Genomic DNA, 19367 nt, shown 5'->3' with positions numbered 1-19367 from the left:
GCACCAGCGCCCTCCCGCACCTCCCGTCATCGCCCCCCGACACCACCACCGTTCAGGTGAGGAGCCGCCATGCCCACATCAGTCATGCCCGCATCCGGTCGCCCGGCGCCGGAGGGCCCGCCCTCCGCGAGATCGCGGATGAGTCCGCGCTCGATCCTCCTGTGGGCCGCCGTCGCCCTGCTGGGTGCGGTCGGCTGGGGTGTCCTCGCGCTCTCCCGCGGCGAGGAGATCTCGGCCGTCTGGCTGGTGATGGCCGCCCTCGGTTCGTATGCCATCGCCTACCGCTTCTACTCCCGGTTCATCGCCCGCAGGGTCCTCCAGGTCGACGACACCCGTGCCACTCCGGCCGAGCGGCTGGAGGACGGCGTCGACTTCCACCCCACCGACAAGCGGGTTCTCTTCGGCCACCACTTCGCGGCCATCGCCGGCGCGGGCCCGCTGGTCGGCCCGGTGCTGGCGGCGCAGATGGGCTATCTGCCGGGGACGATCTGGATCATCGCGGGCGTGATCTTCGGCGGGGCGGTCCAGGACATGGTGGTCCTGTTCCTGTCCATGCGCCGGGACGGCAAGAGCCTGGGCCAGATGGCCCGTGACGAGATCGGCAGGGTGGGCGGTGCTGCCGCGTTGATCGGAGTCTTCGCCATCATGATCATCCTTCTCGGGGTCCTCGCGATGGTCGTCGTCAACGCGCTGGCGGAGTCCGCCTGGGGCACCTTCTCGGTCACCATGACCATCCCCATCGCCCTCTTCATGGGCTTCTACCTGCGCTGTCTGCGGCCGGGCCGGGTCGTGGAGACCAGCTTCATCGGCGTGGCCCTGCTGCTGCTCGCCATCCTCGGCGGCGGCTGGATCCAGAACTCCTCACTCGCCGAGTACTTCGTCTGGAGCCCCGAGACGCTCGTCTTCTGTCTGGTCGGTTACGGCTTCGTCGCCTCCGTGCTCCCCGTGTGGATGCTGCTGGCCCCGCGTGACTATCTGTCGACCTTCATGAAGGTCGGGACCATCGCCCTGATGGCCGTCGGCGTCGTGATCGCCGCTCCGGGCCTCAAGGCCGAGCCGGTGACGGAGTACGCCTCGACGGGCACCGGGCCGGTCTTCGCCGGGGGCCTCTTCCCCTTCCTGTTCATCACCATCGCCTGCGGCGCCCTGTCCGGCTTCCACGCCCTGGTCTCCTCCGGAACCACCCCGAAGCTGATCCAGAAGGAGTCCCAGGTCCGGCTGATCGGCTACGGCTCCATGCTCACGGAGTCCTTCGTCGCCGTCATGGCGCTGATCGCCGCCTGTGTCCTCGAACCGGGCCTGTACTACGCGATGAACTCCCCGGCCGCGCTGCTCGGCCCGACCGTGGAGAGCGCGTCGGCGGCGGTGAAGGGCCTCGGCTTCACCATCACTCCGGACCAGCTGACCGCCGCGGCCAAAGCGGTCGAGGAGCAGACGCTGGTCGGTCGCTCCGGGGGTGCGCCCACGTTGGCCGTGGGCATGTCGGAGATCTTCTCCGGAGTGTTCGGCGGCGCCGGGATGAAGGCATTCTGGTACCACTTCGCGATCATGTTCGAGGCCCTGTTCATCCTGACCACGGTGGACGCGGGCACCCGCGTGGGCCGCTTCATGCTCCAGGACATGCTCGGCAACGTCTGGAAGCCGATCGGCCGCGTCACCTGGAAGCCCGGCATCTGGATCACCAGCGCCCTCGTCGTGGGTGCCTGGGGCTACTTCCTCTACGCCGGTGTCACCGATCCGCTGGGCGGCATCAAGCAACTGTTCCCGCTGTTCGGCATCGCCAACCAGCTGCTGGCCGCGGTCGCCCTGGCCGTCACCACCACCATGCTGATCAAGGCGGGAAAACTGCGCTGGGCCTGGGTCACCGGCATCCCGCTGGCCGGGGACGTGGCCGTGACCTTCACCGCCGGCTGGCAGAAGATCTTCGCGGACGACCCGAAGATCGGCTTCTTCGCCGCCCGGGACGTCTACGCGGACGCCATCGACACCGGCAAGCTGCTGCCGGGCGCCACGAGCATGGACGACATGCGCACCATCGTGCTCAACAACACCGTCGACGGCGTGATCATGGCGATCTTCCTGCTGCTGGTCCTGACGGTCCTGGTCAACTGCGCGGTGGTGTGCGTCCGCGCGGTGACGGCCTCCGAGCCGCTGCCGACGTCGGAGGCACCGTACGTCGAGTCCCGTATCGACGTGCCGGAGCAGCGCGATTCCGAGCCGCTGGTGGGAGCCGGCTCATGAACGCCGTCCGGAAGACGCTCGGCACCGTCCTCTGGTACGCGCGGGAACTGACCGGTGAGACGGAGTACGACCGCTACCGCGCACGGCACCGCCGCCAGCACCCGCACGCCCCCGTGCCGACCCGCCGGGAGTACGAGCGGATGCGCACCCTGCGGCGCGAGCGCGAGTCCCCCGGCCGCTGCTGCTGAGCAGGGACCCCGCGGCGGGCGTGCCGCCCCGGCCCGGCCGGCACGCCCGCCCCGCTCACCGACGCCACCCGACCGCCCCTGGTGAGACCGAGATGCTGAGACGCCGCCCCTCCTTGCTGATCCGTCCCGAACTCGACGACGATCCCCTGCACGCGACCCTGACCGAACTCCGGCCCGCCCAGCAGTTCCACGGCCTCGGCGCGGGCCGTACCCGGCCCCTCTGGGAGCCGGTGGCAGACCTGCTGCGTGCCTCGGGGCGCGACTGGGACCGCCGGGCCCACCGGGTCCGCGTCCTGGCGCAGCACCTGCCGGGCGCGGTCTCGCAGCGGTGGGCCGCCGACCGGCCCGGCGACGGGGACGCCTTGGTCCTGCGGGCTTTCGTGGAGGCGATCCGGGCCCCGGCCGAGGGGCACACCGCCGTGCGCCGCGCCGAACAGACATGCCTGCGCGCCGCCGGGGCCTGCCCCGAGGACCCGGTGCCGTGGCTGGCGCTGCTGTCCCTGATGTACTCCTGCGCCGTGCCGGTCGAGGACGCCGTGCCGGTGTGGACCGAGGCCGTTCACCGCGCGCCGTGGCACCGGACGGCCTACCACCGGCTGCTGCGTTACCTGTCCCCGCGCGGGCGGGGGACGGTCCCCGACATGATGGATTTCGCCCGGCAGGCCGCCGCCCGCGCCCCGCGGGGATCGCCGGTGGCCCTGCTCCCCGTGGCGGCCCGCATCGAGCTGACCGCCCACCGCCAGGGGGAGTCGCCTCTTGCCGCCCTCGGCGCGGGCCGCAACTGGAACGAGCCCCGTGCGGGCCAGGAGATCGACGCGGCCCTGACAGGCTGGTTCCACGCCGCCGAGGCGTCCCACGCCGAGGTCGTCACCGACCTCAACATCCTCGCCTTCGCGCTGACCCGTGCGCACCTTCCGGAGCCGGCCGCCCCCGTCTTCCAACGCATCGGCCGCCACATGACACGCCACCCCTGGGACCTGCTGCCCGCGCCGGAACGCACGTTCGTCTACTGGCGGGACCGGCTGACCGGCCGCCGCCGGACATGAGGGACGGCTACGCCATGGCCGGAGCCGTCTCCTTGTTGCCGGGCCTGCCGATCAGCTCCCGGCGATGCAGCCCCACGTGCCGCCGGGCACCCTGTCCGGGCGGGCCGCCTGGACGGCCCGGTCTCGCACCCGGCCGGGCCACCTTCGGCGGCGGTCGGCAGGCGTTACACCGTGCTGAAGATCTTCAGGCGGTCGCCGACGTCCGGGGCCTGGCGGCGGCGGGTCGGGCGGCCCGGCTCCACGGTGCCGATGTACAGCCAGCCCAGGGCGCGTTCAGCTTGATCGAGGTCGAGCAGTTTGCGGACCGGTTCGGCATCGAGCTGGGCACCGGTCCGCCAGATACTGCCGAAGCCGCGGGCGTGGAGCAGCAGCATCAGCGAGGTGGCCATGGCGCTGACGGCGGCCATCTGTTCCCATTCGGGCACCGGGGAGACGGGGTCGGGGGAGAACACGAGCGTGGCCAGCAGGGGCGCCCGCCGGGTCTTGGCGCGCATCGCCTCGACGCTCTTGCCGTTGTCCTCGGCCAGGGCGGCGGCGAGCGCGTCCCGGGCGTCTCCGGAGATCAGCAGCCATCGCCAGGGCCGCAGCATGCCGTGGTCGGGCGCGCATGAGGCCGCCTTGAGCAGGTAGCGGAACTCTTCGGGGCTGGGTGCGGGACCGGCGAGCTTCTGCTCGCTGCGGCGGGTGAGGATGGCCGTCATCACGTCCATGCTGGTTCCCTTTCTTGGCGGGGCCCGTGGTGGGGCGTGCCGAGCAGCAACTGTTCGGGTCCTGCGGGCATTTCGCGGCCCATCAGGGAGTGCAGGAGCGGGTAGGCGCTGGTGTCGCCCGCCAGGACGCCGCCGAGCAGGGTGCGGGCGTCGTCGGCGAGGACGAGCTTGGCGTAGCTGCCCGCCCGGTGGTGGTGGCGGATGTATTCGAGGGCGCCGGGGGTCTCGGCGTGGCAGTCGCCGAAGCTGGCGACGTCGACGCCGAGCAGTTTGAGCCGGGTGGAGGTGTCGGCCCCCGCGAAGGGCCGCGCCGGGAGGCCCAGGAGCTGCGCGGCGACGCATTCGGCCATGCGGTAGCCGGGGGCGACGAGCCCGTAGCAGCGGCCTTCGACGGCGGCGCATTCGCCGATCGCCCAGATCCGGGGGTCGGCCGTGCGGCAGTGGTCGTCGACGAGGATGCCGCCGCGCGGCCCGCGGGGCAGACCGGAGGGTTCGGCCAGGTCGTCGCGGGGCCGTACGCCGGTGGCGAAGACGACCAGGGCCGCGTCCAGCCGGGTGCGGTCGTCGAGGGTCACCGCGCAGACCCGCCCGTCGGGGCCGGGGTCGACGGACCGGGTGATGGTCCCGCAGTGGGGCTGGACGCCGAGCTTGCCGATGAGGTCGGCGAGGACCTGTCCGGCCCCGGCGTCGATCTGGAGCGGCAGCAGGTGCGGGGCCGTCTCCACCACGTGGGACCGCATGCCCAGCAGCCGCAGCGCGTTGGCCGCTTCGAGGCCGAGGAGCCCGCCGCCGATGACGACGCCCGCCCGGCCGGGGACGGCCGCGGCCCGGATGGCCTCGATGTCCTCGACGGTCCGGTAGCGGAAGCAGCCCGGCAGGTCGCGTCCCGCGATCGGCGGGACGAAGGGCCGGGAGCCGGTGGCGAGGACCAGCGCGTCGTAGCCCGTGACGGTGCCGTCCGCGCTGGTGACGGTGCGGGCGCGGCGGTCGACGGCGACGGCGGTGGTGCTCAGCCGGAGGTCGGCCATAGGGTCGTCGAGGAGGTCCGGGCCGGTCAGGTCGAGCGCCCCGGCGTCCCCGCCCTCCCCGCCCTCCAGGTGGGAGGAGAGGGAGATCCGGTCGTAGGCGGGCCGTGGTTCCTCGGCGAGGACGACGATGCGCCACCGGTCGTCCCGGTCCCGGTCCCGGATGCGTTCCACCAGCCAGTGGCCGACCATGCCGTGGCCGACGACGACGAGGGTGCCGGTCACCGGAGCGCCTCCGCCACCGCCGGTTCGGGCCGCGGCCCGGCGGCGGCATGCAGGGCGGCGCACAGGTCGCGGACCGCGCCCGCGCACGAGCCGCAGCCGGTGGTGGCGCGGGTGGTGGCGGCGAGCGCGGCCGCGTCGCGGGCGCCGCCGCGCCAGCTGTCGGCCAGGGTGCGCTTGGTGACGTTGTTGCAGTGGCAGACGACCGCGTCGTCCGGCAGTTCCACCGGTCCGCCGCGCCCGGCGGGGATGCCGAGCAGGAACGCCAGCCGGTCCGAGGGCACCGGCAGCCCCTGGTCGCCGAGGGCGCCGAGGGCGGCGATGGCCTGCGGGTAGCCGACCAGGACGGCGCCGAGGAGCCGTTGGTCGCGCAGTTCCAGCCGGGCGTAGCCGCCGCGGGCGGGGTCCTGGAGCGTCACCGTCTCCTCGACCTCGTCGGCCGGTCCCGGCGGGCCGTACGCCGCGACGTCCAGCCCGGGCGCCTTCAGCCGGGTCACGGACGCGCAGGTCGCGGGCCGGGTGCGGCCGCCGCAGAGGATCGCCGCGAGCCGGTCCGCGTGGTGCCAGGCGGTGGTGGCGAGCCCGGGGACCGTGCCGCCCTCCTCGGCGCAGTCGCCGATGGCGTGGACGTGGGGATCGTCGGTGGTCAGGGCGGCGTCGACCACGACGCCGGTGCGGACGGCGAGTCCGGCGGCGCGGGCCAGCCGGGCGTCCGGCCGGACACCGGCGCACACCACCACGGTGTCGGTGCCGATGGCCTGGCCGCGGTCGAGGGTGAGGGAGCCGGGGGCGTACGCGGCCGCCTGCCGGGACAGCTCCAGCCGTATGCCGCGGTCGCGAAGTCCGCGGGCGAGGAGCGCCCCTGCCGCGGCGTCGAGCTGGCGGTTCATCGGGTACGGGCGCGGATGCACCAGGGTGACGCGGGTGCCGCCGCGCCGCAGCGCGAGCGCCGTCTCGACCCCGAGCACCCCGGCGCCGACCACCGTCACCTGACCGCCGGTGACGCGCCGGGAGTCGGCGAGGGTACGCAGCGGGGTGACGCCGTCGGCGAGCCGGCCGGCTTCCGTCAGCAGGCCGGGGACGGCGGGTATCCGGGGCCGGGCGCCGGTCGCGAGCACCAGGTGGTCGTACGGGTGGCTGGTGCCGTCCGACGCGTGCACCAGGCGGCGTTCCCGGTCGATGCCGGTGACCCGGGTGCCCAGCCGCACCACGGTGCCGCCGGGCGGGGCGGGCAGGGCCAGGGCGCGGGCCGGGAGCGTGCCGTCCAGCACCGAGGGGAGCAGCACCCGGTTGTACGCGGCCACCGGCTCCGCGCCCAGGACGGTGACGGTGCCCTGGTGGCCGTGGTGGTGCAGCCGGTCCACGAGGCGGTGGGCGGCGATGCCGTTGCCCACGACGACGACGGCGCTCATGCCGTGGCCGTCCAGGGTTCGATGCGGACCGCGCAGACCTTGAACTCGGGCATGTGGCTCTCCGGATCGAGGGCGGTACTGGTGATGAGGTTGGCCCGGCCGTCCGCGGTGAAGTGGAACGGCAGGAAGACGGTGTCGGCGCGCAGGGTCGGCACCAGCCGCACCCGGGCCACGGCCGTGCCGCGGGCCGAGCTGATCCGCGCCAGCTCGCCGTCGGCGAGCCCGGCCCGTTCGGCGGTGTCCGGGTGGACTTCGAGGTACGACTCGGGCTCGGCCGCCAGCAGTTCGGGCACCTCGCGGGTCTGGGCGCCGGACTGGTAGTGCGCCAGCGCCCGGCCGGTCGTGGCGTACAGGGGGAAGCGGTCGTCGGGGAGTTCGGCGGCGTCGCGGTGGTCCACCGCGCGGAACCGGGCCCGGCCGTCGGGGTGGGCGAAGCGGTCGAGGAACAGCCGGGGCGTGCCGGGGTGCGGCGGCTGCCCGGGAGGCGTGGCGGGGCAGGGCCAGTGCAGGGCCTCACCGGCGTCGAGGCGTTCGTAGCTGATGCCGGAGTAGTCGGCCCGGCCGCCCCGGGTGGTGCGGCGCAGCTCCTCGAACACCTGGTGCGGTGCGGCAGGGAAACGTTCCGGCGGCTGACCGAGCCGGATCGCAAGACCGCGCAGCACGTCCAGGTCGCTCCGTACGCCCGGCGGCGGCCCGGAGAGCCGGCGGCGGCGCAGCACCCGGCCCTCCAGATTGGTCATGGTGCCCTCTTCCTCGGCCCACTGCGTCACCGGCAGCACCACATCGGCCAGCAGCGCCGTCTCGGAGGGCATGAAGTCGGCCACCACCAGCAGGTCCAGCGCGGCCAGCCGCTCGGTGATCCGCGCGGCGCGCGGTGCGGACACGACCGGGTTGGAGCCGAACACCAGCAGCGCGCGCGGTCCGCCGGGTCGGCCGAGGGAGTCCAGCAGCTCGTAGGCGCTCGGCCCCGGGCCGGGCAGCTCCTGCGGCGCCACGCCCCAGACGGCGGCCACGTCGGCGCGCGCACCGGGGTCGGCGATCGACCGATAGCCGGGCAGCTGGTCGGCCTTCTGGCCCAGCTCCCGGCCGCCCTGCCCATTGCCCTGTCCGGTGAGGCAGCCGTAGCCGCTGCCCGCCCGGCCGGGGAGCCCCAGGGCGAGCGCCAGGTTGATGAAGGCCGCCACGGTGTCGGTGCCCTTGCTGTGCTGTTCGGCGCCGCGCCCGGTGAGGACGTACGCCCGCCGGGCCTCGCCGAGCATCCGTACCGCCTCGCGCTGGGCGGCCACCGGCACCCCGGTGACCCGTTCGACGCGCTCCGGCCACCAGGCCACCGCCCGCTGCCACGCGGCGTCGAAGCCGACGGTGCGCCGGTGCAGATAGCCCTCGTCCATCCGGCCCTCGGCGACGGCGAGATGGAGCAGCCCGAGGGCGAGCGCCAGATCGGTGCCGGGCTGCGGCTGGAGGTGGAGGGCGGCGGTCTCCGCGGTCCGGGTGCGGCGCGGATCGATGACGATGAGCCGCGCGCCCGTCAGGTGGCGCATCAGCGGCGGCATGGTCTCGGCCGGGTTCGCCCCGGCCAGCAGGATCACCTCGGCGTCGTCGAGGTCGCCCACGGGGAACGGCAGCCCGCGGTCGATGCCGAAGGCGGCGTTCCCGGCGGCCGCCGCGGAGGACATGCAGAACCGGCCGTTGTAGTCGATGCGGCTGGTGCCCAGCGCCACCCGGGCGAACTTGCCCAGCATATACGCCTTTTCGTTGGTCAGCCCGCCGCCGCCGAACACCGCCACCGCGTCCGGGCCGTGGGCGTCCCGGATCCGGCGCAGCCGGTCCGCGACGGTGTCCAGCGCCTGGTGCCAGCCGACCGGTTCCAGCGCTCCGCGCGGGTCGCGGATCAGCGGGTTGTGGAGCCGTACCGGGGTGTCGAGGAGGGCGGGGGCGGTCCACCCCTTCTGGCACAGCCCGCCCCGGTTGACAGGGAAGTCGGAGGGCCGCACGACCACCGTGCCGTCCTCGCGGCCCAGCCGGGTGCCGCACTGGAGGGCGCAGTACGGGCAGTGGGTCGCCACGGACGGCGCGGACGGCGCGGAGGAGACGCCGGACGGCGCGGCGGGGCCCGCGGGTCTGGCAGGGGGCGCGGGGGAGCGGGATTCAGACATGGGAGACCTCCGGACGCCGGGCGGAATTGCCGGTTCCGGGTCCGCCGCCGGGCGCGCCGCGCAGATAGACCGCCCAGGTCACCACCGCGCAGACCGCGTAGTAGCCGAGGAAGGCGGTGAACGCGGCGTCACCGGTGCCGCCGGGGCCGTCGTAGCAGGCGCGGAAGGCCAGGTTGACGGCGACGCCGCCGAGCGTGCCGATCGCGCCCGTCACGCCGATGACCGCGCCGGACAGCTCACGGGCCCGGGCGAAGGCGGGGCGTGCGTCCTCGCCCGCGGTGACGGCCTTCTCCGCGTCCTGCGCGAACACCGCCGGAATCATGGTGTACGCCGAGCCGTTGCCGATCCCCGACAGCACGAAGAGCACACAGAAGGCGGCCACGAACAGGGTGAACGAGTGGTGTGCGGAGGCCAGCAGCAGCACCCCGGTTCCGGCGGCCATGGCGGCGAGGTCCACGAGGGTCACCCGCGCGCCGCCCCACCGGTCGGCAAGCCACCCGCCGAGCGGCCGGAACAGCGAGCCGAGCAGCGGGCCGAGGAAGGTGTAGGAGACGGCCTCCAGCGCGCTCGCGCCGAACTCGTACTGGAGCACCAGGCCGAACGCGAAGCCGTAGCCGATGAACGAGCCGAAGGTGCCGACGTACAGCAGCGACATCCACCAGGTGTGGCGGCTGCCCAGGGCCTCGCGCAGCGCCCCGGGACGGGCCCGTACGGCGGTGAAGTTGTCCATCCGCCGGGCGGCGAGCACCGCCAGCAGGGCGGCCGGCGGCAGATATCCGGCGGCCAGGTACTCGGGGTGGCCGAGCCCCGCGGTGGCCGCCACCAACAGCCCGAGCAGCTGCACCACGGCCACGCCCAGATTGCCGCCGCCCGCGTTGAGGCCCAGCGCCCGGCCCTGGTGGCGGCGGGGGAAGATGCCGCTGATGTTGGTCATCGACGAGGCGAAGTTGCCGCCGCCGAGCCCTGCCGTCGCCCCGGCGAGCAGGAACACCCACAGCGGGGCGTCCGGCCACTGGATCACCCAGACCGCGAGCGCGATGGGGAGCAGCAGCGAGGCGGTGGCGAACACCGTCCAGTCGCGGCCGCCGAAGCGGGTCACGGCGTAGCGGTAGGGCAGCCGGAGCGCCGCCCCGGCCAGCGTGGGGACGACGACCAGCAGGAACTTCTCCCCGGCGTCGAAGGTGAATCCGGTCGCGGGGGACATGAAGAGGACCAGGACCGACCACAGGCTCCACACCGAGAAGCCGAGGTGTTCGGTCGCGACGGACAGCACCAGATTGCGCCGTGCGACGCGGCTGCCCTCGCGTTTCCAGAACTCCCGGTCCTCGGGGTTCCAGTGATGTATCCAGTGGCCGGAACCGGCCCGAGCCTTGCCCATGAGTTGCCTCGGCCTCCACTCGCATCTGAAACACGGTCACAGTCATCAGTGGTGGTGATGGTGATGGTGTTGAAGGTGGTGCTTGGTGTGGCACGAGAATGCTGATGCCGGATTCCTCCACGGGATGTGGAAGCTCCAGAGGCATATCCAGGGTGCCGGGAGGCCGAAAGCGGGCTCAATTGAACCTTGGTACACACGGACGGGCCGGCCTCACGCGGGGCAGCAGAGGCCGGCCGGATCTTGGGGGAGGGGGGTACCCGTCACATGGTCGTGCGCAGTGATTCAATCCAGGCATACGAGACGAGTCCCGCTTGCAGCCGGGACTCCACATGCAGCTTTGTCAGGATCTGCGCCACATGTGCTTTGACCGTGCGTTCGGTCACGGCAAGCCGCGACGCTATGGACCGATTGGACTCCCCGTCGCCGAGCAAGCGGAACACATCGAATTCGCGATTCGAAAGCGAGGGCACCCGGTCCAGCTCTTCCTGCCAGGTCCGGCGAGAGTTGGGGGCCAGTGCAACTTTCCTGTTGGCTAAACCGATCAGGCTTCCCTGTGTGGCCATGTATCTCCCTCTCCCGGGATCGCGGGTCGCGGGGTCCGGGTAATAGGTGAATTCACGTCAGCCTTATGGGCCCGGGCAGTATACGGAAGAGGCCGATGTCAGAGCTGTGTGACGAGCTTCACTTCCCGTTCGTGCAGGCCGCCGGATGCCGTCGTCCACCTGCGGATCTGTGGTGGCGAGCGATGCGGAATCGTCTTGCTCTCTGAGACGGCATCACCGGCGGCCCGCAATGGCGCATTATCGATCGAGGCGCGGACGATCGATCATGCTAGATTCACTCGATTTCCGGTCAAGTGAGCCGGTCAGCCGCGCCGCTCGGCGGAGCCGCGCTCGCGGTCCTCCGCGCCCGCCGCGGCCACCGCCTCGGCCGCTTCCCCGGCCTTCGGCCGCACCCGGCCCCGGGTGACCGCCAGCACCGCGCCGGCCAGCAGGACGACCGCGCCGATGGCCTGGACCGCGCCGAAGGTCTCGCCCAGGAAGAGGTAGGAACACAGGGTGCCGACCGCGGGCACCATGAACATCATGATCGAGGCGGAGGCCGGGCCCACCGCCCCGACGCCCCGGTAGTAGAAGAGGTTCGCCACGGCCGTCGGCCCGATCGCCACGAACACCGCGTTGATCCAGGTGGTGGCGGACACCGCGCCCCAGTCCGCGTCCATCGCGGAGGGCACGCTGTAGAGGCCCAGCAGGATGGCGCCGCAGGTCATCGCGTACGCCGTGGCCCGGAGCGGTTCGATGCCGGCGAGCACGCGGGGGCCGAGCAGGGTGAACGCCGCCCAGCAGGCCGCGCTCAGCAGGAACAGCACATCGCCGAGGAACCGGTCGCCGCCAGCGCCCGCGTCGGTCCGCGCGCCGATCAGGAAGATCACGGCCCCGGTCAGCCCCAGCGCCAGCCCGGCGACCCGTCCGGCCGACGCCCGCTCCTTGCGAGTGACCAGCAGGAATCCGGTCGTCAGCACGGGGCTCATGACGGGGATGATCGTGGTGCTGTCCATCGCGGGGGCCAGCGAAAGCCCCCAGAAGAACAGCAGGTTGTACAGGAAGACGCCGAGCACCCCCGCCCCGGCCGCGCGCCCCACGTCGCGCCCGGACGTGGCGTGCTGGGAGGGGACGAAGCGCAGCGCGATGAGCAGGACCACCGCCCCGCCGCCGAAGCGGAGCAGCGCCGCCACGGCGTGCGGCAGATGGTCGACGACCACCTTGGAACTGCTGAAGCCACTGCCCCATAAGACCATCGTGGTCGTCAGTAAGAGATAGGGATTGGTGCCCCCTCCGGGCCTTTGCTGCTTCTGCGACATGCGCTTCCCCCTTTGCCTGGTACGTGGTGCCGGTGCGTCGGTGCCGGTGCGGTTGCCGCTGATGCGTTGCCGCTGGTGCGGGTGATGCTGAAGTGGCCGAGCGCCCCGGTGCGCGCAGGGGCGGGCCCATGCAGGTGACGTCCCGTCATCTGTGGTGGTCGGGCCACAGCGTAACGGGCCGGTGAAGGGCCCGTGCGCCCCGCCTCGCCGACGGCACCGGAACCCGCCTGTACGAAGGTTCAATTGAGGCCCTCACGACCCCGCGGTGATAGTGAATCGCGTCCCGGTCGGACCCCGGGCCATCGCGAACACTCGTGGCGGGCACGGCCCCACGCGGTGCGCTGCGCAATGTCTTCTGTCATTTCCGACGGCCGCAAGAAGGGTTTCCCGAAATGCTGCTGCAATCCATGACATCGGACCCCATCGCGCGGAATTCCGATCTCGTGAGCCTCTTCCGGGACGTCGCCGCGACGGCGCCGGAGCGGACGGCGCTGTCCGCCGAGGACGACCGCGTCACCTACCGGCGGCTCGACGCCTGGTCGGACGCGGTGGCCCGGATCCTGCTCGCCGAGGGGGTACGGCCCGGGGACCGGGTGGCTCTGCGCATGACGCCGGGGGCCGAGGCGATCGTCGCGATCCTGGCCATCCTCAAGTGCGCTGCCGCGTACGTCCCGGTGGACCTGCGCAACCCGGTCTCCCGGAGCGACTTCATCCTCGCCGACAGCGGGGCGAGCGCGCTGATCGGCGAGCCCTACGAGGGGTGCGCGGTCACCAGGGTGGTCCGCACCGCGGCCGTCGCGGACGTCCGGGACGCGCGGCCGGAGCCCGTGACGCACGCCGGGGACGCGGTGCGCCCGGGCGCCGACGACACGGCGTACGTCATCTACACCTCCGGGACCACCGGCAATCCGAAGGGCGTGCCGGTGCGCCACGCCAATGTGCTGGCCCTGCTCACCGGCGCGCCCTCGGTGTTCGACTTCACGGCGGACGACCGCTGGCTGCTGTTCCACTCGCTGTCGTTCGACTTCTCGGTGTGGGAGATCTGGGGGCCGTTCTCCACCGGCGCGGAGCTGGTGGTGCTGCCGCACTGGGCGGCGCGCACGCCCGAGCAGTATCTGTCGGTCATCATCGACCGGGGCGTCACCGTCATCAACCAGACGCCCACCGCCTTCCTCGCGCTCACCGAGGCGGCGGTGCGCGACGGCCGGGACGTCTCGGGGCTGCGCTACGTCATCTTCGGCGGCGAGAAGCTCACCGCGCCCATGCTGCGGCCCTGGGCCAAGGCGTTCGGTCTTGACCGGCCGCGGCTGGTCAACGGCTACGGGATCACCGAGACCACGGTGTTCACGACCTTCGAGGAGATCGGCGAGGCGTATCTGACGCAGGACGCCTCGGTCATCGGGCGCGCGCTGCCGTCGTTCCGCACCCGGGTCGTCGGCGACGACGGCCGGGACGTGGCCCCGGGCGGGACCGGTGAACTGTGGCTGGCCGGGGCACAGTTGGCCGAGGGCTATCTGAGCCGGCCGGAGCTGACCGCGGAGAAGTTCCCGGTGGTGACCGACGGCGCGACCGGCGAATCCGTCCGCTACTACCGCTCCGGAGACCTGGTCAGCGAGCTGCCGGACGGCCGGTTCGCGTACGAGGGCCGCGCCGACCTCCAGGTCAAACTGCGCGGCTACCGCATCGAGCTGAGCGACATCGAGACCGCCGTGCGCCGCCACGACGACGTCGTCGACGCGGTCGTCACGGTGCGCGAGTTCAAACCCGGCGACCTCCGGCTGGTCTGCGCCTACGTGGCCCGTGAGGGGAGCGCGACGACCACCGCACGGGAGCTGCGGGACCACATCAAGACCCTGTTGCCGGCCTATATGCACCCGGCCCGCTATCTGCGGCTGCCGGGGCTGCCCCGCACCGTCAACGGAAAAGTCGACCGGGCGGCCGTCGCCCGGTCCTGGGAGGAAGAGGTGGCACGTTCATGACGGGACAACAGATCACCGAGGCGCAGACCGCGCACCCCGACAACCTGGCCGTCGCCTGGGTGGGTGAGCTGCTGGAGGAGTCCGACCTGTCCGCCCAGGACAACTTCCTCGACCTCGGCGGCCACTCCGTCCTGGCCCTGGAGCTGAGCGAGCGGGTCAAGAAGGACCTCGGCGTCGACCTGGACATGCAGATCCTCTTCGAGCGCAGCATCGGCGAGGCCATCGCCGACGCCGTCACCCGCGCCCGGACCGCCAAGTAGGAGAAGGAGAATCCCCATGACCACTGTGAGCGAGAAGGCCAACTTCACCTTCAGCCCCGAAGAGGTGGCCCGGTTCGAGCGGGACGGCTACATCGGCCCGGTCAAGGTCTTCGAGCCCGAGGAGATGACCCGCCGCTGGAACACCATCCGGCGCCAGCTCCTCGACCGCTCCCTGGCCATCTACCCGGACAGCAACGGCAAGGCCAACATCTCCAACTACGACCGCCACCTCGACATCGACCTGCTGGCCGAGCACATCATGCGGCCCGAGATCGTCGACCGCGTGGCCTCCCTCATCGGTCCCAACCTGCTGTGCTGGCGCAGCGAGTTCTTCCCCAAGTACCAGGGCGACGAGGGCACCGACTGGCACCAGGCGGCCACGTTCGCCCACGCGACCGGCAAGCCGCAGATCATCTGGCCGTCCGACGAGGGCCGCCCCGCCTTCATCGGCACCATCACGGTGTGGACCGCGTTCACCCACTCCACCGAGCAGAACGGCTGCCTCCAGCTCATGCCGGGCACCCACACGTCGATGAACTACGACGAGTCCAAGGGCATGGACTACGACGCGGACGCCATCAACCAGCGCGAGAAGGACGGCATCAAGCGCGGCTTCTTCGGCTACGACTACCGGTCCCTCCAGAAGGACCCCAACTGGAAGCCGGACGAGTCGCAGGCGTACCCGATGGTCCTCAAGCCGGGCGAGGCCGTCATCTTCTGGTCGAACACCATGCACGCCTCGCTGCCGCACACCGGCAGCAAGACGGACTACCGCATGGGCTTCGCCGCCCGCTACGTGCCCACCCAGGTGCAGGTCTACCCCGGCACCGAGAACCTGACCGAGTACGGCGACGGCATCAACCTCGAGAAGTACGGCGCGGTCCTCGCCTCCGGCGTCGACGAGTACGGCCACAACCGGATGGCCCGCACGAGCCAGCGCGGCTACGAGTTCGTGCCGCGCCAGGTCCCCGGCCACCCGGCCGGCTGACCTCGTTCCGGCGCCACGGCGGGGCGGCCCCGGGCCGCCCCGCCGTGCCCCCTTCCCGCCCTTTCCGCCCTTCCCGCGGTGCCTCGCCGCGACGGTCCGCAGGAGGTTCGTATGACGCCCCGCCCCCTGATCATGCTGCACCACGCGGGCGGCTCCGCCGCCGTCTTCGACCGGCTCGCCGAGGCCCTGCCGGACGGCATCCAGCCGCTGCCGCTGGAGCTGCCCGGGCGCGGCAAGCGGTGGCGCGAGGCGCCCGTCACCACCATCGAGGACGCCGTCGACGACCTGCTGCGGGCGGTCGCCGGGCAGCCGGACGAGATCGCGATCTTCGGCCACAGCGTGGGCGCGTACCTCGGCCTCTGCCTGGCGGCGCGGCTGGCGGAGACCGGCGGACCGCGCTGCTCCACCCTCTTCGCCTCCGCCAACGCGGGCCCGGTGAGCGCCGAACTGCCATGTGAGGGCTCGCCGTTGCTCACCACCGACGAGGAGATCTTCGCGATCGCCGAGAAGTCCGGCGGCACCATCTCCCCGCAGATCCGCGAACACCCCGTGCTGCGGGAGCGCACCGCGGCCCTGCTGCGCGCCGACTTCTCGCTCGGCGACTCGTTCCTGCGCAAGCGCCGGACCGCCACCGTCGTGAGCGCCGACCTCGTGGTGTGCTGCGGCACCGACGACGTGTTCACCGACGCCCAGCTGGACAGCTGGCGGCACAGCACCACCGGGCGGACGTCCGTCACGCCCCGCCTCCCCGGCGACCACTTCTACCTCGAACGGCCCGCCCAGGCGGCCGCGTTGGCCGGGACCATCACCCGTACGCTGCTGGGACCGGCCGACCGGACTCCTTGACGGGGCCGCGCACCGTCCGCACGATGACCTGCGTGACAGCCACGACCGCGACGGCGCGGTCCGACAAGTCTCCGGCCCGCGGCGCGTGGTTCCTGGTGCTGCCCGCGCTGCTGCCCATCCTGCTGCTCAGCGTCGGCCCGCTGCTGTACGGGATCGCGCTGGCCTTCACCGACGCCCAGTCCGGCCGCACCGAGCCGACCCAGTGGACCGGGCTGCTCAACTTCCAGGACCTGGCCCGCGACACGCTCTTCTGGGAGTCGTTCCGGATCGGCCTGGTGTGGGCGGTCGCGGTGACCGTTCCGCAGTTCGTGCTGGCGCTCGGACTGGCGCTGCTGCTCGTGCAGAACCTCCGCTTCCGCTGGCTGGCGCGGGCCTTGGCGATCGTGCCGTGGGCGATGCCCGAGGTCGTCGTCGGCATCATGTGGCGGCTCGTCTACCACCCCGACGCGGGGGTGCTGAACGACACGCTGGGCACCGACCGGGACTGGCTCGGCAGCCTCTCCACCGCCCTGCCCGCCGTGATCGTCGTCGGCATCTGGGCGCGGCTGCCGCAGGTGACGGTCACGCTGCTGGCCGCGCTCGGAGGCGTACCGCGCGAGCTGCACGAGGCGGCGGCGGTGGACGGCGCGGGCGGCTGGCGCCGCTTCCGCACCGTCACCTGGCCCGCCATCAGACCCGTGGCGCTCGCCATCAGCGCGCTCAGCCTCATCTGGAACATCAACTCCTTCGCGCTGGTCTACGTCCTGACCGGCGGCGGACCCGGCGGGCGCACCCGGCTTCCGATGCTCTTCGCGTACGAAGAAGCCTTCGGCTACGGGCAGTTCGGATATGCGGCGGCGATGGGATGCGTGCTGGTCGCGGTGGTCTCCGTGCTCCTCGCGCTCTTCCTCGTCGGCCGGCTCCAGGGGGACGACGCATGAACCGGGCCGCCGTCGTGCGCAGGCGCCGGGCCGCCCGCGCCGGGCAGTACCTCGCCCTGCTGGGCTATCTCGTCTTCCTCGCGTTCCCGCTGCTGTGGCTGCTGTCCACGGCGTTCAAGCCGCCGCGCGAGCTGGCGAGCCCGGACCCCGGCTGGATCCCCCTGGACCCGACCCTCGACAACTTCCGTCAGGCGTTCGACGAGCAGCCGCTGTTGCGGGCGGCCGCGAACAGCCTCACCGCCTCCGTCGCCGCCGCGGCCATCACCGTCGTCGTCGCGACCCCGATGGCGTACGTCATGGCCCGCAACCACCGCTCCCCGCTGTCCCGGGCGGCCACCGGCTGGGTCGTGGTCAGCCAGGCGTTCCCGTTCGTCCTGGTGATCATCCCGCTGTTCCTCGTGCTCAAGAACCTGTACCTGATCAACTCCCTGTCCGGGCTGATCATGGTGTACGTGGTGTGGTCCCTGCCGTTCGCCCTGTGGATGCTCGCGGGGTACGCGCGCGCCGTGCCCAGGGAGTTGGAGGAGGCCGCGGCCGTGGACGGGGCGGGGCGGGTGCGCGTCCTCGTCTCGGTCACCATGCCGCTGCTGGCGCCCGGCCTCGTGGCCACCGCCCTCTTCGCCTTCATCACCGCGTGGAACGAGTTCTTCTTCGCGCTGGTGCTGCTCAAGACCCCGCAGAAGCAGACCATGCCCGTCATCCTCACCCACTTCATCGGCGCGGAGGGCGTCGCCGACCTCGGCCCGCTGGCCGCCGCCTCGCTGCTCGCCACCCTGCCCTCGCTCGTCCTGTTCGCCGTCATCCAGCGGCGGATCACCAGCGGGACCCTGGCCGGGGCGGTGAAGTCCTGATGCGCCGCCGTACGCTGCTGACCGCCGCCCTGCTGTCGGGGTGCGCGCCCGCGCGGCGCCGCGCCCGCGGGGGACGCGTGACCCTCCGCTTCCAGTCGCTCGCCTGGCAGAAGGAGTCCGTCGAGGCCAACAAGCGGCTGGTGGCGGAGTGGAACGCGGGCCACCCCACGATCAGGGTCGAGTACATCCAGGGCAGTTGGGACGGCGTCCACGACCAGCTCCTCACCTCCTTCGAGGGCGGGGAGGCGCCCGACATCATCCACGACGCCGCCGACGACCTCGCCGACTTCGCGTACGGCGGCTATCTCGCCGATCTGCGCGGGCTGCTGCCGGACCGCTTGACGGCCGACATCCCGGCCCACAGCTGGGCGACCACCACCTTCGGCGACGGCGGCGTCTATGGGGTGCCGTTCCTCCAGGAGCCGCGCGTCATCATCGCCAACCGGGCGCTGCTGGAGCGGGCGCGGGTGCGGATCCCGACCGTGCGCGACCCTTGGAGCTGGGCGGAGTTCGAGGACGTGGCGCGGGCGCTCACCCGGGGCGGGACGTACGGGGTCGGCTGGCCGCTCAAGGACCCCGTCGCCGCGACCCTGGGCCTGGCCCTCTCCACCGGCGGCCGGGTCTTCCACCGCGCCGCCGACGGCAAGGTCACCGTCCGTTTCGACGCCGCGGACCAGCGCGTCCCGCGCGCGATCGCCCGCACGGCGGCCAAGTCCACGCTCGGCATGGGCGGTTCGGATACCCTCCCCGGCTTCTTCGGCGGCACGTACGCCATGGTGCCGCTCGGTTTCTCGTACCGCCAGCAGATCGTCCAGCAGGCCCCCGAGGGCTTCGCCTGGACGGTGCTGCCCGCGCCCGCCGGGCCCGGCGGCGACCAGCGCCAGGGGGTCGGCCCGCAGACCCTGTCCATCGCCGAGGACAGCCCGTACCGGCGGGAGGCGGCCCGCTTCCTCGACTTCTTCCTGCGCCCGCGCAACATGGCGCGGCTCGCGCTGGGCGACTGGATGCTGCCCACGGGCACCGGCGCGCTGCGCGACCCGGCCCTGCGCGCATCCGAGCACGGCTGGGCGACCGGCACGGCGCTGGCCGCCCACCTGCGCCCGGCCCCAGCGCTGTCGGTGCGCGGCTATCGGGAGTGGAAGGACAAGGTGGCCACGCCCGCGCTCCAGGAGTACTACAGCGGAGCCATTGGAATGGAAAGACTGAGAAAAAGATTGATCAAGGACGGGGGGCTGGTGCTCGCGCGCTATCAGCGTTAGGCTACCGGGCGGGTGTGTTGATAGT

Annotated in this window: 17 protein-coding genes; 10 read left to right on the top strand and 7 right to left on the bottom strand. The window is 72.5% G+C overall.

The annotated features are described in order from the left end of the window. The first annotated feature begins 69 nt into the window (after nucleotides 1-69). The 3 genes from LCH29_RS13405 (at nucleotide 70) to LCH29_RS13395 (ending at nucleotide 3475) form a co-directional block, all read left to right on the top strand. Nucleotides 70-2241 carry a carbon starvation CstA family protein gene (locus LCH29_RS13405; protein WP_446461938.1) on the top strand — a complete coding sequence of 724 codons (2172 nt, stop codon included), beginning with the start codon at nucleotides 70-72 and terminating at the stop codon, nucleotides 2239-2241. After that, on the top strand, nucleotides 2238-2429 hold the full coding sequence (locus LCH29_RS13400) for a CstA-like transporter-associated (seleno)protein (RefSeq protein WP_446461937.1): 192 nt from the start codon (nucleotides 2238-2240) through the stop codon (nucleotides 2427-2429). The genes LCH29_RS13405 and LCH29_RS13400 overlap by 4 nt, the downstream gene beginning before the upstream one ends. Before the next feature lie 92 nt (nucleotides 2430-2521). Continuing rightward, nucleotides 2522-3475: a hypothetical protein gene (locus LCH29_RS13395; protein ID WP_446461936.1), complete on the top strand. Its 954-nt coding sequence runs from the start codon at nucleotides 2522-2524 to the stop codon at nucleotides 3473-3475. A 164-nt stretch (nucleotides 3476-3639) separates the two neighbouring features. Here LCH29_RS13395 and LCH29_RS13390 read toward each other — a convergent pair whose 3' ends face one another. From LCH29_RS13390 to LCH29_RS13360, 7 genes are all read right to left on the bottom strand, one after another. Then, the gene (locus tag LCH29_RS13390; RefSeq protein ID WP_446461935.1) at nucleotides 3640-4185 is read right to left on the bottom strand and encodes a nitroreductase family protein; all 546 of its coding nucleotides are present in this window, start codon (nucleotides 4183-4185) and stop codon (nucleotides 3640-3642) included. Then, the gene (locus LCH29_RS13385; protein ID WP_446461934.1) at nucleotides 4176-5435 is read right to left on the bottom strand and encodes an NAD(P)/FAD-dependent oxidoreductase; all 1260 of its coding nucleotides are present in this window, start codon (nucleotides 5433-5435) and stop codon (nucleotides 4176-4178) included. The genes LCH29_RS13390 and LCH29_RS13385 overlap by 10 nt, the downstream gene beginning before the upstream one ends. Continuing rightward, nucleotides 5432-6844, bottom strand: coding sequence for an FAD-dependent oxidoreductase (locus LCH29_RS13380; RefSeq protein ID WP_446461933.1), 1413 nt, complete (start codon nucleotides 6842-6844; stop codon nucleotides 5432-5434). Before LCH29_RS13380 ends, LCH29_RS13385 begins: the two co-directional genes overlap by 4 nt. Then, nucleotides 6841-9000 (bottom strand): molybdopterin oxidoreductase family protein, encoded by a 2160-nt coding sequence (locus tag LCH29_RS13375; RefSeq protein WP_446461932.1) that lies wholly within the window; start codon nucleotides 8998-9000, stop codon nucleotides 6841-6843. The genes LCH29_RS13380 and LCH29_RS13375 overlap by 4 nt, the downstream gene beginning before the upstream one ends. Next, nucleotides 8993-10378 carry an MFS transporter gene (locus LCH29_RS13370; protein ID WP_446461931.1) on the bottom strand — a complete coding sequence of 462 codons (1386 nt, stop codon included), beginning with the start codon at nucleotides 10376-10378 and terminating at the stop codon, nucleotides 8993-8995. Before LCH29_RS13370 ends, LCH29_RS13375 begins: the two co-directional genes overlap by 8 nt. A 260-nt stretch (nucleotides 10379-10638) precedes the next feature. Next, the gene (locus LCH29_RS13365) at nucleotides 10639-10941 is read right to left on the bottom strand and encodes a response regulator transcription factor (protein ID WP_446461930.1); all 303 of its coding nucleotides are present in this window, start codon (nucleotides 10939-10941) and stop codon (nucleotides 10639-10641) included. 302 nt (nucleotides 10942-11243) lie between these two features. After that, nucleotides 11244-12239, bottom strand: a complete 996-nt coding sequence (locus LCH29_RS13360) for a DMT family transporter (protein ID WP_446461929.1) — start codon at nucleotides 12237-12239, stop codon at nucleotides 11244-11246. Between the two features lie 407 nt (nucleotides 12240-12646). On the opposite strand from LCH29_RS13360, the gene LCH29_RS13355 reads away from it, so the two are divergent. From LCH29_RS13355 to LCH29_RS13325, 7 genes are all read left to right on the top strand, one after another. Beyond that, nucleotides 12647-14218, top strand: coding sequence for an amino acid adenylation domain-containing protein (locus LCH29_RS13355; RefSeq protein WP_446461928.1), 1572 nt, complete (start codon nucleotides 12647-12649; stop codon nucleotides 14216-14218). Continuing rightward, nucleotides 14215-14478: a phosphopantetheine-binding protein gene (locus LCH29_RS13350; protein WP_446461927.1), complete on the top strand. Its 264-nt coding sequence runs from the start codon at nucleotides 14215-14217 to the stop codon at nucleotides 14476-14478. The genes LCH29_RS13355 and LCH29_RS13350 overlap by 4 nt, the downstream gene beginning before the upstream one ends. A gap of 16 nt (nucleotides 14479-14494) precedes the next feature. Beyond that, nucleotides 14495-15466: a chlorinating enzyme gene (locus LCH29_RS13345; RefSeq protein ID WP_446461926.1), complete on the top strand. Its 972-nt coding sequence runs from the start codon at nucleotides 14495-14497 to the stop codon at nucleotides 15464-15466. 111 nt (nucleotides 15467-15577) lie between these two features. Further along, nucleotides 15578-16312, top strand: a complete 735-nt coding sequence (locus LCH29_RS13340; RefSeq protein ID WP_446461925.1) for a thioesterase II family protein — start codon at nucleotides 15578-15580, stop codon at nucleotides 16310-16312. Nucleotides 16313-16335: 23 nt separating this feature from the next. Continuing rightward, a complete protein-coding gene (locus LCH29_RS13335; RefSeq protein ID WP_446461924.1) occupies nucleotides 16336-17232 on the top strand; it encodes a carbohydrate ABC transporter permease in 897 nt (298 codons plus the stop codon). Next, nucleotides 17229-18083 carry a carbohydrate ABC transporter permease gene (locus tag LCH29_RS13330; RefSeq protein WP_446461923.1) on the top strand — a complete coding sequence of 285 codons (855 nt, stop codon included), beginning with the start codon at nucleotides 17229-17231 and terminating at the stop codon, nucleotides 18081-18083. Before LCH29_RS13335 ends, LCH29_RS13330 begins: the two co-directional genes overlap by 4 nt. Beyond that, nucleotides 18083-19342: an ABC transporter substrate-binding protein gene (locus tag LCH29_RS13325; protein ID WP_446461922.1), complete on the top strand. Its 1260-nt coding sequence runs from the start codon at nucleotides 18083-18085 to the stop codon at nucleotides 19340-19342. Before LCH29_RS13330 ends, LCH29_RS13325 begins: the two co-directional genes overlap by 1 nt. The last annotated feature ends 25 nt before the right edge of the window (nucleotides 19343-19367 follow it).

Source organism: Streptomyces sp. BRA346 (assembly GCF_052851135.1).
The sequence above is the reverse complement of the archived record's forward strand: the minus strand, read 5'-3'. Positions and strand labels throughout refer to the sequence as shown.

Coding starts and splice junctions, on each gene's coding strand:
- LCH29_RS13375 (WP_446461932.1), bottom strand. CDS start 9,000: ATGTCTGAATCCCGCTCCCCCGCGCCCCCTGCCAGACCCGCGGGCCCC.
- LCH29_RS13355 (WP_446461928.1), top strand. CDS start 12,647: ATGACATCGGACCCCATCGCGCGGAATTCCGATCTCGTGAGCCTCTTC.
- LCH29_RS13395 (WP_446461936.1), top strand. CDS start 2,522: ATGCTGAGACGCCGCCCCTCCTTGCTGATCCGTCCCGAACTCGACGAC.
- LCH29_RS13345 (WP_446461926.1), top strand. CDS start 14,495: ATGACCACTGTGAGCGAGAAGGCCAACTTCACCTTCAGCCCCGAAGAG.
- LCH29_RS13325 (WP_446461922.1), top strand. CDS start 18,083: ATGCGCCGCCGTACGCTGCTGACCGCCGCCCTGCTGTCGGGGTGCGCG.
- LCH29_RS13400 (WP_446461937.1), top strand. CDS start 2,238: ATGAACGCCGTCCGGAAGACGCTCGGCACCGTCCTCTGGTACGCGCGG.
- LCH29_RS13330 (WP_446461923.1), top strand. CDS start 17,229: ATGAACCGGGCCGCCGTCGTGCGCAGGCGCCGGGCCGCCCGCGCCGGG.
- LCH29_RS13360 (WP_446461929.1), bottom strand. CDS start 12,239: ATGTCGCAGAAGCAGCAAAGGCCCGGAGGGGGCACCAATCCCTATCTC.
- LCH29_RS13365 (WP_446461930.1), bottom strand. CDS start 10,941: ATGGCCACACAGGGAAGCCTGATCGGTTTAGCCAACAGGAAAGTTGCA.
- LCH29_RS13350 (WP_446461927.1), top strand. CDS start 14,215: ATGACGGGACAACAGATCACCGAGGCGCAGACCGCGCACCCCGACAAC.
- LCH29_RS13370 (WP_446461931.1), bottom strand. CDS start 10,378: ATGGGCAAGGCTCGGGCCGGTTCCGGCCACTGGATACATCACTGGAAC.
- LCH29_RS13335 (WP_446461924.1), top strand. CDS start 16,336: ATGACCTGCGTGACAGCCACGACCGCGACGGCGCGGTCCGACAAGTCT.
- LCH29_RS13380 (WP_446461933.1), bottom strand. CDS start 6,844: ATGAGCGCCGTCGTCGTCGTGGGCAACGGCATCGCCGCCCACCGCCTC.
- LCH29_RS13405 (WP_446461938.1), top strand. CDS start 70: ATGCCCACATCAGTCATGCCCGCATCCGGTCGCCCGGCGCCGGAGGGC.
- LCH29_RS13340 (WP_446461925.1), top strand. CDS start 15,578: ATGACGCCCCGCCCCCTGATCATGCTGCACCACGCGGGCGGCTCCGCC.
- LCH29_RS13390 (WP_446461935.1), bottom strand. CDS start 4,185: ATGGACGTGATGACGGCCATCCTCACCCGCCGCAGCGAGCAGAAGCTC.